The 17,092-nt window shown below is 66.4% G+C and carries 10 protein-coding genes; 6 read left to right on the forward strand and 4 right to left on the reverse strand.

The genetic code is table 11. The features are described 5' to 3' along the window. Window positions 1-91 precede the first annotated feature (91 nt). Window positions 92-1,405: a TIGR03862 family flavoprotein gene (locus PCA31118_RS03255; RefSeq protein WP_150622898.1), complete on the forward strand. Its 1,314-nt coding sequence runs from the start codon at window positions 92-94 to the stop codon at window positions 1,403-1,405. Between the two features lie 73 nt (window positions 1,406-1,478). Here PCA31118_RS03255 and PCA31118_RS03260 read toward each other — a convergent pair whose 3' ends face one another. From PCA31118_RS03260 to PCA31118_RS03275, 4 genes are all read right to left on the reverse strand, one after another. Beyond that, entirely contained in the window at window positions 1,479-2,642 is a 1,164-nt protein-coding gene (locus tag PCA31118_RS03260) for a methyltransferase (RefSeq protein WP_150622900.1), read from the reverse strand. A gap of 150 nt (window positions 2,643-2,792) precedes the next feature. After that, window positions 2,793-4,679 carry an FUSC family protein gene (locus tag PCA31118_RS03265; protein ID WP_246190025.1) on the reverse strand — a complete coding sequence of 629 codons (1,887 nt, stop codon included), beginning with the start codon at window positions 4,677-4,679 and terminating at the stop codon, window positions 2,793-2,795. Window positions 4,680-4,800: 121 nt separating this feature from the next. Then, on the reverse strand, window positions 4,801-5,451 hold the full coding sequence (locus tag PCA31118_RS03270) for an HAD-IB family hydrolase (RefSeq protein WP_150622902.1): 651 nt from the start codon (window positions 5,449-5,451) through the stop codon (window positions 4,801-4,803). A gap of 6 nt (window positions 5,452-5,457) precedes the next feature. Then, a complete protein-coding gene (locus tag PCA31118_RS03275) occupies window positions 5,458-5,757 on the reverse strand; it encodes a hypothetical protein (RefSeq protein ID WP_150622904.1) in 300 nt (99 codons plus the stop codon). Window positions 5,758-6,053: 296 nt separating this feature from the next. On the opposite strand from PCA31118_RS03275, the gene bcsB reads away from it, so the two are divergent. From bcsB to bcsA, 5 genes are all read left to right on the forward strand, one after another. Beyond that, on the forward strand, window positions 6,054-8,414 hold the full coding sequence (bcsB, locus tag PCA31118_RS03280) for a cellulose biosynthesis cyclic di-GMP-binding regulatory protein BcsB (protein ID WP_150622905.1): 2,361 nt from the start codon (window positions 6,054-6,056) through the stop codon (window positions 8,412-8,414). Continuing rightward, window positions 8,415-9,647 carry a cellulose synthase complex periplasmic endoglucanase BcsZ gene (gene bcsZ, locus PCA31118_RS03285; protein WP_174990311.1) on the forward strand — a complete coding sequence of 411 codons (1,233 nt, stop codon included), beginning with the start codon at window positions 8,415-8,417 and terminating at the stop codon, window positions 9,645-9,647. It begins immediately after the preceding gene. Then, window positions 9,632-13,486 (forward strand): cellulose synthase subunit BcsC-related outer membrane protein, encoded by a 3,855-nt coding sequence (locus tag PCA31118_RS03290; RefSeq protein WP_174990312.1) that lies wholly within the window; start codon window positions 9,632-9,634, stop codon window positions 13,484-13,486. The genes bcsZ and PCA31118_RS03290 overlap by 16 nt, the downstream gene beginning before the upstream one ends. 107 nt (window positions 13,487-13,593) lie before the next feature. Beyond that, window positions 13,594-14,364, forward strand: coding sequence for a cellulose synthase operon protein YhjQ/BcsQ (locus PCA31118_RS03295; protein WP_150622909.1), 771 nt, complete (start codon window positions 13,594-13,596; stop codon window positions 14,362-14,364). Beyond that, window positions 14,361-17,018, forward strand: coding sequence for a UDP-forming cellulose synthase catalytic subunit (gene bcsA / locus PCA31118_RS03300; RefSeq protein ID WP_150622911.1), 2,658 nt, complete (start codon window positions 14,361-14,363; stop codon window positions 17,016-17,018). Before PCA31118_RS03295 ends, bcsA begins: the two co-directional genes overlap by 4 nt. The last annotated feature ends 74 nt before the right edge of the window (window positions 17,019-17,092 follow it).

Raw genomic sequence — 17,092 nt, forward strand, 5'->3', positions numbered from 1 at the left:
GCTGCGCGCCCGGCGCGAGCCGAGTCCTCCCGCAACAACACATCCAAGCATGCCCCCATCTCCTACCCCGAACACAGCGTCTCGCCCACCGATGCCTGCTCTGGCGGATGGCGTCGGGCAGGTCGGTAGCGCCGACAGCACCGAAAGTACCGTCGACGTGATCGATGTCGCCGTCATCGGTGCCGGACCGGCGGGACTGATGGCGGCAGAGGTCTTGTCCGCGGCGGGGTGGCGTGTGGACGTCTACGACGCGATGCCGTCGGTCGGCCGCAAGTTCCTGATGGCGGGCAAGGGCGGCATGAACCTCACGCACAGTGAGCCTGCCGAGCCCTTCGTGAGCCGTTATGGCAAGCGCGCGGACGCCGTTGGCCGGTGGCTGCACCGGTTCAGCGCCAACGACGTGCGGTCCTGGGCGCATCGGCTCGGCATCGATACCTTTGTCGGCACGTCCGGGCGGGTCTTCCCCGTCGACATGAAAGCGGCGCCGTTGTTGCGCGCATGGCTGTCGCGCCTGCGCGCTGCCGGGGTGCGCTTGCATGTGCGGCATCGCTGGCTCGGATGGGAGGAAAATGAATCCGCCGGCCCGGACAATCTGCGATTCGCGACGCCGGGCGGTGAGCGCCGTGTGCGCGCCAAAGCGCTGGTGCTGACTCTGGGCGGCGCGAGCTGGCCGCAATTGGGCTCCGATGCCTCGTGGGTGCCGTCCCTTCGCGAGCACGGTGTTAATGTCGCGCCGCTGATTCCCGCCAATGCCGGATTCGAGACGGACTGGACACCGCTGATGCGAGAGCGGTTTGCGGGACATCCCGTGAAGTCGGTCACGATGACGTTGCCCGACGGCACCACGCGTCAGGGCGAGTTCGTCATATCCGAGCATGGCATCGAGGGCAGTCTCGTGTATGCGATGTGCGCACCGATTCGCGACACGATTCGCCAGCACGGCAGCGCGCAGATTTTTCTGGATTTGCTGCCGGACTGGACGCCCGAGCGCGTCATGGCGGAAGTGTCCCGCCCGCGCGGGTCGCGCTCGATGGCGAGTCACCTGCAAAGTCGTCTCGGCATTGCGGGCGTCAAGGCGGCGCTGCTGCGCGAGTGCTTGCCGCGCGAGACGTTCAACGATCCGGCGGCGCTCGCCGCGGGCATCAAGCGCCTGCCGCTCACATTGCTCAGAACGCGACCGATCGCGGAGGTCATCAGCAGCGCGGGGGGTGTAGCACTCGAGGCGCTCGATGAGCGCTTGATGATCAGAACGCTGCCGGGCGTGTTTTGCGCGGGCGAAATGCTCGATTGGGAAGCCCCCACGGGCGGTTATCTGTTGACCGCCTGCTTCGCCAGTGCGTGTGTGGCCGCAGACGGTGCTGCGGCCTATCTCGCCTATCTTGCCTCTCTCGATACGCGGCAGTGACCGCGTCCGGCGGTGCCGCTCACGCCGATCACGCCGCTCACGCCGCTCATGTCGGTCACGCCAGTCACGCCCGTCACGCCGGGCGCACGCCCAGTCGCCAGAGTGACGTAACCTCGGCGCGTCGGGCCGCGTGCAACGGGTCGTTGGTATCGGTGGCTTTCGGATGATGAGGCCGCACGTCGTGGCGCGCCAGCACCACGAGGCCCGCGCCGTGAATCCACGACAAGAGCGTCTCGCGCGTACGCAGACCCAGATGCTCGGCCAGATCCGACATCACCAGCCAGCCTTCGCCGCCGGGGCTCAGATGCTCGGCGAGTCCGTTCAGGAAGCCCTTGAGCATCTGGCTCTCGGGATCGTAGATGGCGTGCTCGATCGGGGCATTGGCCTTTGCGGGCAACCACGGCGGATTGCAGACGATCAGCGGCGCCTTGCCGTCAGGGAACAGATCGGCGTCGACGATTTTCACCGAACGCTCGTAACCGAGTCGCGCCATGTTTTCGCGCGCGCAGGCCAGCGCACGGGGATCCCGGTCGGTACCCACGACTTGTTGCACGCCACGACGTGCGAGCAAGGCGGCGATCACGCCCGTGCCCGTGCCGACATCGAAGGCGAGGGCGGTCGAGGGCAACGGCGCCTGTTCGATGAGTTGCAGGTACTCGCCGCGCACCGGTGAAAACACGCCGTACCACGGGTGGATGGTTGCCCCGCCGAGCGCCGGAATTGCGACCCCTTTCTTGCGCCATTCATGCGCGCCGATCAGACCGAGAATCTCCCGCAGCGAGGCCACGCACGCGAGACCGTCCGGCGCGCCCCAGGCCTGTGTGCAGGCTTCGCGCACGTCCGGCGCGCGGCGCAGCGGAATGCCATAGTCGGCGTCGAGCGGAATCAGGACCATGCCGAGAATGCGGGCGCGCTGTGCCTGCGCCATGCGGTGCTTGTGAAACGCGTCGGCCGGGCTGGGTGCCGGCGCATCCTTGGCGCCCGGTTTGCGGCGCGCACGATGCGGTGGACGATCGATGCGACGCGCCATCGCTTGCATCAACTGTCGTGCGTTCTGATAGTCGCCCCGGTACAGCAGCGCGGTGCCGCCGCAGGCGAGATGGTAGGCTTCGTCCGCCGTGATCGTGTCGTCGACGACTTCGACGCGACGCGCCGGCGTCACGCCGGCTTCTGAGCGCCAGCGGGCGGTGACGGGGCGACCGTCTTCGGTCCAGGCTAGCGTCGGGAATTCATTCATGCTGTGTCTTTGGAGGAGCGTGGCGGCACACCGAGGTGCGCCGTAAGCCCGCATTATGCCTGCGTTGCCGCGACGTCGTCCGGAAATCGGGCCGGCGCGCACGCGCATGGACAGCGCTCAGACGGCCCTCAGATGGTCCTCAGATGGTCCTCATTCCGGGGTGTCCGGCGTGCTGAAGAGCATGCCGATGGCCTCGCGAAGCACACCGTCCAGAATGGGATCGACGCCGTCGATCGGAGCGTCCGGCAACACCGGCACGGGCCCGCCATGGCGAAGCGCGGCAGCCATGTGCGTCAGAATGGCGGCGGCAGGATGGACCGGCGCGCTGTGATCGTCACCCTGCGGGACGGTGTCCGTGATGGCATTCGCCACACGCTCCAGCGACACGAGCGCCGGCCACCAGCGTGCGGCGCGTCGGCTCACGAGCGGCGGCTCCGACAGCGCCCGCTGCAAGGCAATGCGTGTGTCGTCAAGCGCCTTGTAGGCAGCGCGTCGGGCTGCGAACGCCGCATCGCCGTCATGCGTGTCCGCCAGTGCGGCGTAGCGCCCCAGCGCATCGAGCGCGTTCGCCACGCGTTCGTCCAACTGGCGTCGTTCCCACTTCGCCCACGGCAGATAGCCAACCAGAAGCACGATGGCGCACGCGGCGACGGCGTCCACAAACCGGGCCACCGCAATGTCCTGACTGCCCGGCTGCAATGCCCCCATCACGAGCATCAAGATCGGCAGCAACAGCGCGCTGAACAGTCCGTAGTTGCGACGCAATGCCCATGGCAGACATGCCGCGAGCGGAATCAAGGTCGCGAGATTGAACCAGCCATTCCGGTCGACGGCGACGACCGCTGCCGAAAGTGCCACACCGACGATACTGCCCACGCCGCTTTGCAACGCCCTGGCGAAAACGGAGCCGTAGTTCGGCTTGAAAATGATCACGACGATCAGGGGTACCCAATAGGACCGGGGCAGCGCCGTCACGGCGATAAAGATCTGTGCCACCAGCACGCACAGGCCGATGCGAACGAGGTAGCGCCAGACATCGGGCCATGGCCACTTCGGCATCCAGCGTGATTGCGCCGTTGCACGCGCCTGATGGCGTGCCAGTGCGACGAGCGGGGCCTCGGCCGCATGCACGGTCCCCGTGAGCAGCGGCTCGGCGCGATGCAGCGCGTTGGCAAGCGCCGGCGCATGGTTGTCCTTTGCCGTGGCGATCGCCGCATCGATGTCGACGGGGCGATCGCGTGCAATGCTTCGCGCCAGGTTGTACAACGCCTTGCCCAAGGGCGCGGGCACCGGCTGGTCGCTCTGCGCCAATCCGATGACGGCCGACGTGACCGGCTCGGCGGCGAGGATCTGCGCTGCGCGCCGCTCCAGAATATCCCAACCGGTTGCGGTACTCGCGCGGGCGGTGAGCAACGTGTCGTAGGCGGCCGCGATGGCGTTTTCCAACGACCGGCGCGCGAGCCGCACGCGCGGTGTTCCGCTTGCATCGAGCACGTTGGCGAGTTGCTGATAGATGGCGGCAACGGCATCGCGCTCGGCGGCACCGGGATGTCTCACCCAATGCACCGCCATGAGCAATACGCTGAACACGCCGCCGGCCGCCAGCAGCAACGGGGCTCGCCACTCGGGCGGCGGTAGGGCAAGTCCCCAGCCGACGACGAGATAGACGGCCCCCTGCAACGTGGCGGCGGAGGCGACGTTGCCGAATGTCCCGACGAAGCTCAGTAACAGAATGGCGATTTGCAGCAACACATGGGCAAGCCACGGATGCGCGAGGCCGATGTCGTGGATCAGCATGCCTGCGTGAAAGCCCGCGACGCCGGTCAGCACCGTGATGAGTATGGAGCGGGCGCGCGCGCGATACGGGCCGGTGCGGTCGCCGGTGATGGCGGGCAGCGCACCGAGCGCGATCAACGAGGCGTCGGCCCCGTAACCGATCGCCGCGCCGATCGCTGTCGGCACCGCCACCGAGAGTGCCGCGTGCACCGCATCCCAGCGGGAGAAGGCGACCGGCTCCAGGCGGGCAAGTCGCGACATCCAGGCGACGCGGCGGCCGGGAGGAGGGGGAAGCGGAGGCGGCGGAGAAGAAGGAGACGAAGGAGACGAAGGAGGACGTGATGCGGGGCGTTGCGGCGTCGTCATCGTGCCACCGCGCTCGTTACGCCATGCGCTGCGGCGCGTCGGCGTCCGTCAGCGGCATCAGTTTTCCCTGGCCTCGGATCCACGCGTAGTCGGCGCGCTCGGCCATCTCCCTGTCGCCCCGACTATCGCCGTAGGCGAAGAGCACGCGAGGGGGCATGTCTTTCCACCACGCATCAAGGCGTCGCACTTTTTCCGGCCCCCAGCAGTTCGGTTTGGCGAAGGCGCCGTCGAAGCGGTCGTTTGCGTCGAACGCCAGTTCGGTACTAAGCACCGTCTCGATGCCGACGGACGCCGCCCAGGGTCGCAGGTACAGACCGGGTGACGCGCTCACGAGTACGACCCGGTGCCCGAGCGCGCGGTGCTGGCGCACACGCGCGAGCATCTCGGGACGTATCAATTCCGGTAGTCGATCTTGTAGGAATCGTCTGACATCGACTTCCAGTTGCGCGCGAGAACGTCCGCCGATCGTTGTCCGGAGGAACGCCGCTTTGGCCGTTCCCCGGTCAACGAGACCCAGTGCAGCGCCGACCAGCCAGGGGGACGCCACCAGGGCGCCTGTCACGAAACGAGGTGTGCCGACCGTGCTGCGCACGAAGACCCGAAGACTGTCGGTGGTGGAAATCGTGCCGTCGAAGTCGAAGGCGGCGACGATGGATGCGTCTCGCATGCGAAATCAGTTCGCGGCGCCCGAACGTGGCGGATTCGCGGAGATTGCAGTGGCCCCGGCGGCCCCGATGCGGGAATTCGCAACTGCGACCAGATGCGGCCAGCGTTCGCTCGCCTGCTGACTGGCGAGGATGGCCTGCTCGTCGCGGTAGAACGGCAACACGTCGACGCCCACGACCTCACGCAATCGGTCGATGTCCGACGGGTAGCGACGTTCGATCATCGCGTCGGCGGCTTGCTCGGCAGCATGTGCGGCGGCCGGACCGGCAACGGCGGACGAGGATTCCGAGGGAGCGTGTGAGGTCATGCCGGGCATTCTATACGTTGCGTCGCCGCAAGAGCAATCGCCGTGCCGACCGGACGACCGATGTACCTGCCGCACGACACACTACCCTCAAGACCCGCTTGCTCATTGACACCGAGGCAAGCTAGCATGGCGCAACGTGCCATATCCGGTCACACGAGCAATGCTGTCCCGCCGCGCCTTGGCGATCTCAGGATTGCCTGACAACGACGTGATGAAACGTTGGTCATCGAGGTGTTGGGGTGTTGCGCGTAAGGGTGTGGCGAACATGCAGCGCAAGAACAGACGAGGCACACCCCATGCAGCTTCGAGCGTCCTGGTCGCGTTACACGAAGGTCTCAGCCATCTGTCTGCTAGTCGCCGCAGCGATGGATCCCGGCGCCATCATGCTTGCGGGAGCAGCGCCAACGGCAGGCCGCACGGGTAAAGCGCCGGTGCCAGCCGGCGCTACTGCCGTACCCGAGACGGCGTCCGCCGCCGCGTCGGATGCGAGCGGCACCGCCGCCGCCGTCATGCCGCTGACCCCGGCGGCCCCGGGCACGAGCCAGCGCACCGTCACGTTCGCCCAGTTGGGGCAGACGAACGGCTTGCGCCTGCGCGGCACGGAGGGATCGGGCGATGTCAATTTCGGAATCCGACTCGATCAGTCGGTGGCCTCGGCGCTGCTTCGGCTGCGTTACACCTATTCCCCGGCGCTGATCCCCGATCTCTCGCAACTCAAGGTATATCTGAACGAGGAGTTGATCGCGACGTTGCCGTTCAACAAGCAGGACGGCGGCAAGAATCTCCTGCGCGAAATTCCGCTCGATGCGCGAATGCTCTCCGGCTTCAATCGCGTGCGCATCGTGCTCATCGGGCATTACACGATGGAGTGCGAAGACCCGATGCACTCCAGCCTGTGGGCCGACATCAGTCCCCAAAGCGAGATCGTCACCAGCACCCAGCCGCTCACGCTGCGCAACGATCTGTCGACGCTGCCGGCGCCGTTCTTCGATCGCCACGACAATCGCGATCAATCGATCCCGTTCGTTTTCGGCGCCCAGCCGTCGCTCGCAGTCGTGCATGCGGCCGGTGTGGTGGCGACGTGGGCCGGCGCGATCGGCGACTATCGGCGAACGCGCTTTCCGGTCAGCGTGAGCGCTTTGCCGACGAAGCATGCCATTGCGTTCGTGACGAACGACACGATGCTGCCGGGGCTCGATCTGCCCAAGGTGGACGGCCCGACGCTGCGCATGGTGTCCAATCCGAACGATCCGTCGCTCAAGCTGCTGGTGATGCAAGGGCGCGATGCCAAGGACCTGGAGACGGCGGCGCTCGCGCTCGTCTCGGGCCGCGCGGTGCTCTCGGGCGAGTCGGCCCGCATCGCAGCGCTCGAGCCGCTGCTGCCGCGCGCCGCCTACGACGCGCCGCGGTGGGTGCGCACCGATCGTCCCGTGAAGCTGGGCGAACTGATCGAGAACCCGAGCGACTTGCAGGCAAGCGGCTACATGCCGTGGCCGATCCGCATTCAGCTCAATCTGCCCGCCGACCTGCTGACGTGGGAGAACACCGGCGTGCCGATGGACCTGAAGTACCGCTACACGCCACCGGTCAAGGCCGACGACTCGTCCATGAGCGTGTCGATCAACGACCAGTTCGTGCGCGCCTACCGTCTGCGCTCGGCGGGCGCGAGCAGCGACAAGAGCCACATGCTCGTCGAGTTGCTCTCCGACGGCACGATGGCAGATCGCAAGGACGTTCGCATTCCGGCCTTCCAGGTGGCCTCGCGCAACTCGCTGTCGTTCCAGTTCGCGATGGAGCCGCACAAGGAAGGCCTGTGCAGCCAGACGATCACCAACGCTGCGCGTTCGGCCATCGACGCCGACTCGACCATCGACTTCAGCGGCCTGCCGCATTACGCCGAGATGCCGAATCTGAACTTCTTCGCGGGCAGCGGCTTTCCGTTCACGAAGTACGCGGACCTCGCGCAGACCGCTGTCGTCATCTCGAAGACGCCCGACAAGGCCGAGCTCGAAACCGTGTTCTCGACGCTGGGGCAGTTCGGCCGCTCGACCGGCGTCTACGCCGACCGCTTCGAGGTGCTCGACACCACGCAAACCGATCGTTTCAAGGATCGTGACCTGTTGATCGTCGGCGGTAAGGACGGGGCCGATCTGTTGACCAAGTGGGGCAAGAGTCTGCCGCTCGTGATCGATCAGACGCGTCGTGTCATGCAGTCGCAGCCGCAGGGATATCGCGGTGACGGTGCGACCGGCTCCGCGCTCGCGGCCAGTCGCATCGGCCCGACCCGCCTGGACGCCCAGTCGCAAGGCCCGCTCGCGGCGCTGGTGGGGTTCGAATCGCCGGTGACCGGGTCACGCTCGGTGGTGGCGATCAACGCGTCGAGCGACGACGCGCTGCTCAGTGTGGTCGACGCCGTCGATACACAGCGCGATGCTATTCACGGCGATCTGGCGGTGATCAATGGCGATCGCACGGCGTCCTATCGGCTTGGGAAGACCTATTTCGTGGGCGATGTGAGCTGGTGGACGCGCATTCGCTACCACCTCTCGAGTCATCCGATTCTGGTCGGTCTGGTGGCGTTGCTGGCGGCGTTCGCGATTGCGCTCAAATGCTTCGGGTGGTTGCAGCGTCGCGCCGCGCGTCGGCTGGAGAAGTAAATGACGCGCGCCGATGCTCCCGGGCGGCGCCGTCGGGCCGTGCTGCGGGCGCTCGTCGCCTGTGGTGCGGGCCCGGTGCTCGCCGGCATGACGCCCAGCGCTCGTGGCGCTCCCGGCACTCCCGACGCTACCGCGAAGGCGCAGACGAATCCTGCGCCCGTGTGCCCGTCCGTCGACTGGCCGGAATGGGCGCGATTCAAGTCGGGCTTTCTCAGCGACGATGGTCGCGTGATCGATCACAGCACGCCGGATCTGCGCACGGTCTCCGAAGGGCAGGCGTATGCGCTGATGTTCGCTGTCATCGCCAACGACCGTACGACATTCGACAAGGTGCTCGACTGGACCGTCAACAATCTCGCGCAAGGCGATCTGACGGCGCATCTGCCGGCCTGGCTGTGGGGAAAAACGGACGACGGCAAGTGGGCGGTGCTCGACAGCAATCCGGCGAGCGACGCCGACATGTGGATCGCCTACGCACTGGGCGAGGCCGGACGCCTCTGGCGCGTGCGACGCTACACCGCACTCGGGGCGTTGGTGGCGCGCCGCATCGTCTCGGAAGAGACGGACTTCATTCCGGGGCTCGGGCGCACATTGCTGCCGGCGCCCGTCGGTTTTCATCCCGCCAAGGATCTTTGGCGACTGAATCCCAGCTACGTGCCGATGCAGGTGGTGCGGCGCCTCGCGGGCCTCTTTCCCGATAGCGGCTGGGGACAGCTCGTCACGTCTTCGCTCAGGCAGATCACGCTATCGGCCCCGCCGCTCGGCTTCGCGCCGGAGTGGGCGATGTATCGCGCCGGACGCGGTTTCGAGATCGACCCCGAGACGCAGGGCGAAGGCAGTTACAACGCTATACGCGTCTATCTTTGGGCCGGCATGCTCGCCCCGGGCAGCGACGACGCGCGCGCGCTGACGCACACCTTCGACGGCATGTTGAAGTATGTCGCCACGCACGGTGCACCGCCCGAGCGGGTCAACACGCGCGACGGCACGGCAACGCGCAGCGGCGGAGCCGGCTTCTCGGCGGCGCTCGTGCCGCTGTTGCAGTCGGTGGGCGATACGGCGCTCGCGCGCGCGCAGGCCGAGCGCGCCCGCTCGCTCGATGGGCAGTCGCCACCGGGTTACTACAGCTCGGTACTCTCACTGTTCGGACTCGGCTGGCACGACGCGCGCTTTCGCTTTGCCGCCGACGGTACGCTGCAATTGCCATGGGAGGCGGTTTGCGCCAAACGCTGATCCGTTCCGCCTGCATGACATGCCTGCTGATGGCAGCCGGTGCGGAACACGTGCGTGCCGCGCCGGCGCCCGGCGCGTCGGCAAGATCCGACGCCGTGGCGGCGAACCGCGATGTCGGCAATCTGCTGGCCAGTGCAAGGCTTTGGCATTCGCGTCATCGCAACGACCTCGCCCGCGCCGCGCTGGACAAGGCGTTGCTCGTGCAGCCCGATCAGCCGGATGCGCTCTCGCTGCGTGGGCAGATCGATATCGAAGAGAACAAGCCGCAGGACGCCAACAAGGCATTGCAGACGTTGCGTGCGCGCTATCCCAACTCACCGGCGACCCGCGCGCTGGCGGACGTCATTCGCATCAACACGGTCGACAAGTCGCGCATCGCCCGCGCACGGCTGTTGCAGCGCAGCGGTCAGGCAGACGCCGCATTTGCCGAATACAAGGCGCTGTTTCCGGACGGCCCACCCACCGGCGACCTCGGGGTGGAGTACTACCGCGCGCAAGCGAATGCGACCAACGGCTGGCCCGCAGCGCAGCAGGGGCTGGCAAATCTGTCGAAGGCCTCACCCGAGGATTCGCGCGCCTCACTATCGCTGGCGGAGCTGATGATCGACCGACCGTCGAGCCGTCTCGCGGGCACGCGCATGGTGGCGGAGCTGGCTGCGCGTCCCAATGCCGACTTGAATGCCTTGCTGCCGCTCTGGCAGAAGGGCCTCTCGAAAGCCGACGGCAACCTCGCGTGGCTGCCGCTGTATCAGCGCTACCTTGCCCTCGCGCCCAACGACGCCGACATTCGCGCCGCTTACGACAAGTTGAACGCGCAGCAGGCGGCGCGCACGCGCATGCTCAACGATCCGGCGTACAAGGCGCGACAGGCGGGCATCAAGGCGCTCGATCAGGGGCGTCTGAACGACGCGGAAAAATCGCTGGACGCGGCCCGCGTCAAACGTCCCAACGATGGCGAACTGCTGGGTTCGCTGGGATTGGTGAAAATGCGTCAGGGCGATCATAAAGGCGCGCAGGAACTGTTCGCGCAGGCATTGCGCAAGGACCCGGACAATGCGGGCAAATGGCGCAGTCTGCTCAGGACATCGCAGTTCTGGGGCGCCATGGCCGAGGCGCGCGCTGCGCGCGACGCCGGACGCCTTGCCGATGCCGAGCGTCTCGTGCGCGGCGCGCTGGCGAGCGATCCGAACAATCCCGACGGTCTGGCGCTACTCGGCGACATCGCCCTCGACGACAAGCGTGACGATGACGCCGAAAAGCTGTTCCAGCAAGCACTGAAGATCGAGCCCGACAACGACACGGCGTTGCGCGGCATGATCACCCTGTACTCCCGTCAACAACGTCGCACCGAGCTGGCGAATCTACTCGGCGATCTGCGTCGGCGTTTCCCGCAGGACAAGGCGCGCTTCGACAAGGCGGAGGCCGCCGCGTTGTCGGACGATGCGGACCGCGCCATCGCCGAAGGCCATAACGGCCCGGCGCTCGCGGCACTGGAGCGCGCCGTTGCGCTCGATCCCGGTAACGCCTGGACACGCTACTCGCTTGCCAGCCTTTACCGCAAACTCTGGCTTCCGGACATCGGGCGCGACGTGATGGCAGAGGGCATGCGACAGCCACTCGAAGCGGACGACCGCGCGCAGATGCTCTACGCGCAGGCCATCTACCTGAACGTCATCGACGACGAGGCCGGCGCCCGCGCCTCGCTCGCGCAAATTCCTGCGGCGAATGTCACACCGTCGATCAAACGGATGCAGACGACGCTCGCGATTCGCGACACAGCACGTCTGGCACGAGAAGCGCATGCTGCCGGTAACGATGAGGAAAGCGAGCGTCGCTATGGCGAGGCCCTGACGATGGCGGGCGACGATCCGGAACTGATCGGGGAAGTGGCGCGTGCCCGTGTGTCGGCCGGTCAGCCGGAGCAGGGGCTTGCGCTCATGCGCGACTGGCTGGCGGCGCATGCGGACAAGCCGCAGCCCGATGCACAGCTGCGCTACGCCGAATTGCTCAACACCGCCGAGCGCGACGCCGAGCTGGGCGGCTTTCTCGCGAGCATGGACCCCGCCACGCTGGGCGAGGACCAGCGCGACGAGTGGCAGGACCTCCAGGATCGTCTGGCGTTGCGTCAGGCCGACCGGGCGCGTGCGCTGGGCGACTTCGATACGGCGCAACGCAAGCTCGAACCGCTGCTCTCGCGCCAGCCGCCCGACAAGCGCGCGCTATCGACGCTGGGCGACATCTATTTCGATCAGCGCCGGTACGACGACGCGCGAAAGATCGCCGAAGACCAGATCCGTCAGGACCCGACCAATCAGGATGCGCGCTTGTCGCTCGTGCGCGTGCTCTATGAGATGCAGGACGACGACGCGGCCAATCGCGAGCTCGACCGGGCGCTGGCCGAAGCCCCGCCGGACGACGTGTGGACGCAACTCGCCGCCGTGCGGCGCCTCACGGCGATGGAGCGTTATGACGAAGCCATCGCACTCAACGACAAACTGCGCACGCAGTTCCCCGACACGTCGGCCGTCACGGTGCAGCGTGGGCGCATCGCCCAGTCGCAGCGCCGTTACCACGAGGCGAAGGGTTGGTACGATCAGGCACGCAAGGAAGAGATCGTGCAGGGGGCGCTGCCGGGATACGACGGCTTGACGTCGGCCGAGTCGGCGATCGACTCCCTCGAATCCCGTCGCAACAGCTACGTGGCCGCGGGGTACGAAATCGACGAGAAGAAGGGCGACGGCGGCATTTCGATGTTCAATGCCCGCGCGGTGCCGCTGTACGGCCAGTACGCGGTGGGCTACGACGGCCACGTGTTCGCGCAGACGGACTACGTCAGCGCGGATTCGGGCGACTTGCCGCTTAACGGCACTTCCCAGTTCGGCACGCTGCCGTTGCTCAACGTGCCGTCGTTTCGCGCCGCGAATCCCGGCGTGCTTAGCGACTATGGCACGAAGCGCCAGAAGGCACACGGACAGGCGCTCATGCTCGGCTACGAGAACGACTGGATCCGGGCCGACATCGGCCATACGCCGATCGGTTTCCCCATTTCCTACGTGACGGGTGGCGTGCGCTTGTTCGGCAATCTCGGACGCTACAACTACTGGGTCGACGTCTCGCGGCGCCCGATGACCGGTAGCATGGTGTCATACGCAGGCGCCAATCTGCCGCTGCCCGAGATCTTCGGTGACGGCAAATGGGGCGGCGTGCGGCGCGACGCGATCACGTTCCACGCCTCGCGCGACTTCCCGAAATGGGGAATTTTCGGCGAGGCGAGCGTCGCGCGTCTGACCGGCGAGAACGTGCTGAACAACTCGGAGGTCTCGGCGCGCGCCGGTGTCGACCTGCCGCTCATCTACAAGCGCGACATGCGCATGAATACCGGTGTCACGCTGTTCTTCGACAGCTTCGCGCAAAACGAGCGCTACTACACATATGGGCACGGCGGCTACTACAGCCCGCAGACCTATGTGTCGCTCACGCTGCCGCTGGAATGGTACGGACGCACGCAACGCTGGTCGTACTATCTGCGCGGCTCGGTATCGTTCTCGCAAAGTCAGGAAAAGTCGATGCCGTACTTCCCGACCAACGGCGCATTGCAAGACGCCAGTGGCGATCTGACGTATGGCTCCGGCGGCGGGTTCGGTGTGGGCTTCTCGATCCTGGGTCGCGCGGAATACTGGGTCAATCGACACTGGGTGATTGGCGGTCAGGTCCAGTTCGAGCGCTCGGATTACTATGCGCCGAACCGCTTCCTCGTCTACATGCGTTATCACTTCGACGCCCGTCGCGGTGACGTACCGATGCCGCCCTCGCCGGTACGACCGATCTGGAGCTACTGACCCATGAATCTTTGCGTCGATAGTCTTTGCGTAGCTCGTCTTTGCGTGGATATCCAACGTACGACGGTCCATGCGCCGGCGACGGCCCGACGGGCCGGGGAGGGCCCATGCTGACGCTCATTGCCGTCGTCTCAAGTGCAGGCGGTGCAGGACGAAGCACCGTCACGGCCCATCTGGCCGCCCAACTGGCGCATGCCGGAACGCCCGTCGCCGTGCTCGAACTCGATGCTCAGAACAGCATCGGCGCGCTGTTGGGGCTGCGTGAAACGTGTGAGCAGGGCGTGTTGTCCGCCGGTGTTGCGCCCGATGCCTGGCGCACCGTGCTGCGCGACACGCCCGAAGGCGTGCCGTTGCTGCCTGCCGGGCGCACGGACACCAGGCAACTGGCGGCGCTCGGCGAATGGCTGCATGGGGACGGCGGGGGCCTGCGCCGCCAGCTCGACGCCCTGGGGCTGCCGACGGGCACGCGCGTCTTCATCGACACGCAGCGCTTGCCGGACCGCATCGCACAGGCCGCGATTGCCGCGGCCGACCGGGTGCTCGGCGTGGTGCCGGTCACGACAACCGGCTACGTCACGCAGCCCGATCTGATGACGGCCTGTGCCGGGCGCGCGCAGATGGTGCCGAATCTGGCGGCATCGAACTCGCCGCTGAACAACGACCTGCTGCATCTGATTCAGGCGCGTGGCGGCGACGCCGTCGTACCGGTGCGCATTCACCGCGACGACGCTATCGGGATGGCCGCGGCCAATGGTGGCTCGTTGGCCAGAGCGGCCGACGGTTCTCAGGCCGCCCTCGACTTCGTCCATCTCGAGGCATGGCTTGCGCGCGCCACGGCGCCGAACGACCCGGGCGGCCGAGGAGACGCGGGCACATGATCACCGACGCACTCGCTTCCCTGTATCGACTCGGCCGGGAAATGCTCGCCGTGCGACTCCGCGTGCCAACTCGGCCGGACGGTCGCACGCCGGGTATCGCGCAATGGCTGCTCGCTGCTACGGTGCGCTCGCCCGCGCATCGTCTGCGGATCTCGCAAGCCACGGATCATCTCGTGGCGCGTCTGGCGGTGCGGCTGGATGTTCGTCAACTCGACGAATGGCGCGACTGGTGGCTGCGTCTCGTGTTCCAGCCGGCGCGCAGGGGACGCCCCGACTATCCGGGGCGTGCGCTTGCCTGGGCCAACGACCGTGTGACGCAACGGCTCGACGTGCCCGCCGATGCGAGCTTCTGGCGGATGGTCGGCGCCATGTTCTGGCGGCGCCCCGGCCATCGACCAGCGTTTCCGCCTTATACCGCATGGCTTGCCTTCCGCTCGGGTAACGAGCGGTTGCGTCTATGGCTGGTGCAGACACTCTTCGGCATTCCGCCCGACACGCCGGCCGAACTGGCGCACCGCTTCGACAAGAAGCTCGAAAGCGTCATGCAGTGGCGGGTGACGTCGAGCGTCGTCGCGCTGCTGGGACTCATCGGCGTGTTCTGGATCGTGACGACGCCGTTCGATCCCTTCTCGCAACTCCTGTTCTCGATCTGCACGCTGACGCTGGCGCTCGTGTTCCGGCGGCTCGACAGTCAATACTCCGTGCTGGTGCTAATCGGCCTGTCGCTCACGTCGACTGTGCGCTATGTGTGGTGGCGTCTGACGCAATCGCTGGCGTTCGACACGGTGGCGGAAGCCGCCGTCGGCTACACCCTGGTCGCCGCAGAAATGTACACGTGGATGATTCTGCTGTTCGGGTACATCCAGACGGTCTGGCCGTTGCACCGGCGCATCACGCCGCTGCCCCCGGACACGCGTCTGTGGCCGAGCGTCGACATCTACATCCCGACCTACAACGAAGGGCTGGACGTGGTGCGCCCGACAGTCTACGCCGCGTGCGGCATCGACTGGCCGCCGGAAAAGCTCAATATCTATCTGCTCGACGACGGGCGTCGCGAGGAGATGCGCGAGTTCGCCGCGCTCGCCGGTGTGCACTACGTCACCCGTCCCGACAATCGCCATGCCAAGGCGGGCAACATCAACCATGCGCTCGGCAAGACGACGGGCGAGTTCATCGCCATTTTCGATTGCGATCACATTCCCGTGCGCTCGTTCCTGCAAACGACCATGGGCTCGTTTCTCAAGGATGAGCGCTGCTCGCTGGTCCAGACCCCGCACCATTTCTTCTCCGACGATCCGTTCGAGCGCAACCTCGCCACGCGTGGCGCAGTGCCAAACGAAGGGCGTCTGTTCTACGGCATCGTGCAGGACGGCAACGACTTCTGGAACGCATCCTTCTTCTGCGGATCGTGCGCGGTGTTGCGTCGTACGGCGCTCGACGAAGTCGGCGGTGTGGCCGTGGAGACCGTGACCGAGGACGCCCACACCGCCCTCAAGATGCACCGGCGCGGCTGGAATACGGTGTATCTGAAAGTGGTGCAGGCCGCAGGTCTCGCGACGGAGTCACTCTCGGGCCACGTCGGGCAGCGCATTCGCTGGGCGCGAGGCATGGCGCAGATCTTCCGCGTCGACAATCCGCTGTTCGGACGCGGCCTGAAATTCGGTCAGCGCATTTGTTACGCGAACGGCATGCTGCACTTCTTCTACGGCATTCCGCGCATCATTTTTCTGCTCGCCCCGATCTGCTATCTGTTCTTCGGGCTGCACATCGTGCAAGCGGCGGCGTTGAGCATCTGCGCTTACGTGCTGCCTCACATCGCGCACGCCAACATTGCGAATTCGCGCATTCAGGGCAAGTATCGCCACTCTTTCTGGTCGGACGTCTACGAAGCCGTACTCGCCTGGTACGTGGCGCTACCGACGACGGTGGCGTTCATCAATCCCCGCTATGGCAAGTTCAACGTGACGGCCAAGGGCGGGCTGATCGAGCAGAGTTTCTTCGACTGGAGTATTTCGAAGCCGTATCTGGTGCTGCTGGGCTTTAACGTGGCGGGCTTTCTCGCCGGCATCCTGCGGTACTTCTACGGTCCCGCCCATGAGTCCGGTGCGCTGATCTTCAACCTGTTGTGGGTGATGTTCAACCTCGCGGTGCTGGGGGCAGCGGTGGCGGTGGCTACCGAAGTCAAGCAGGTGCGCCGCACGCACCGCGTGTCGATGCGCATGCCGGCGACGCTGTACTTGCCCGACGGCCGCACGATGGCGTGCCACACGCGGGACTTCTCGGGCGGCGGCCTCGCGCTCGTGCTGCCGGCCCCTATCGATCCCGCTGTCGGCACCGAGGCGCATGTCGCGCTTGCGCGTGGCGCGACCGAGTACGGGTTCCCGGTGAGCGTGGTCGGCGCGCGCGGGCACGATCTGTTCCTGGCGTTCATGCCGCTCACCGCGGAACAGGACAAGCACCTCGTGCAATTCACCTTCGGGCGGGCCGACGCGTGGCGCGACTGGGACGCCGAACGCACACGCGACGAACCGATCCGGGCGCTGTTCGAAATGCTGGCAATGGGCCTGCGTGGGTATCAGGTGCTCGCCAATTACCTGTTGAGCAAGCTGGTCACGCGCTGGCAGAACCGATTGCGGGGCGAGCGGCATACGTGACGGAACGTCCCGGCGCATCCACGGATTTTCGAGACAGCGGCGAGCCGGGCGAGACAATGAAGACATCGACGGAA

It is taken from the genome of Pandoraea captiosa (assembly GCF_902459775.1).
Lineage (GTDB): Bacteria > Pseudomonadota > Gammaproteobacteria > Burkholderiales > Burkholderiaceae > Pandoraea > Pandoraea captiosa.

What these genes read in the sequence shown, in the direction of transcription:
- PCA31118_RS03255 (WP_150622898.1), top strand. Translation starts at nt 92, where the DNA reads ATGCCTGCTCTGGCGGATGGCGTCGGGCAGGTCGGTAGCGCCGACAGC.
- PCA31118_RS03260 (WP_150622900.1), bottom strand. Translation starts at nt 2,642, where the DNA reads ATGAATGAATTCCCGACGCTAGCCTGGACCGAAGACGGTCGCCCCGTC.
- PCA31118_RS03265 (WP_246190025.1), bottom strand. Translation starts at nt 4,679, where the DNA reads ATGTCGCGACTTGCCCGCCTGGAGCCGGTCGCCTTCTCCCGCTGGGAT.
- PCA31118_RS03270 (WP_150622902.1), bottom strand. Translation starts at nt 5,451, where the DNA reads ATGCGAGACGCATCCATCGTCGCCGCCTTCGACTTCGACGGCACGATT.
- PCA31118_RS03275 (WP_150622904.1), bottom strand. Translation starts at nt 5,757, where the DNA reads ATGACCTCACACGCTCCCTCGGAATCCTCGTCCGCCGTTGCCGGTCCG.
- bcsB (WP_150622905.1), top strand. Translation starts at nt 6,054, where the DNA reads ATGCAGCTTCGAGCGTCCTGGTCGCGTTACACGAAGGTCTCAGCCATC.
- bcsZ (WP_174990311.1), top strand. Translation starts at nt 8,415, where the DNA reads ATGACGCGCGCCGATGCTCCCGGGCGGCGCCGTCGGGCCGTGCTGCGG.
- PCA31118_RS03295 (WP_150622909.1), top strand. Translation starts at nt 13,594, where the DNA reads ATGCTGACGCTCATTGCCGTCGTCTCAAGTGCAGGCGGTGCAGGACGA.
- bcsA (WP_150622911.1), top strand. Translation starts at nt 14,361, where the DNA reads ATGATCACCGACGCACTCGCTTCCCTGTATCGACTCGGCCGGGAAATG.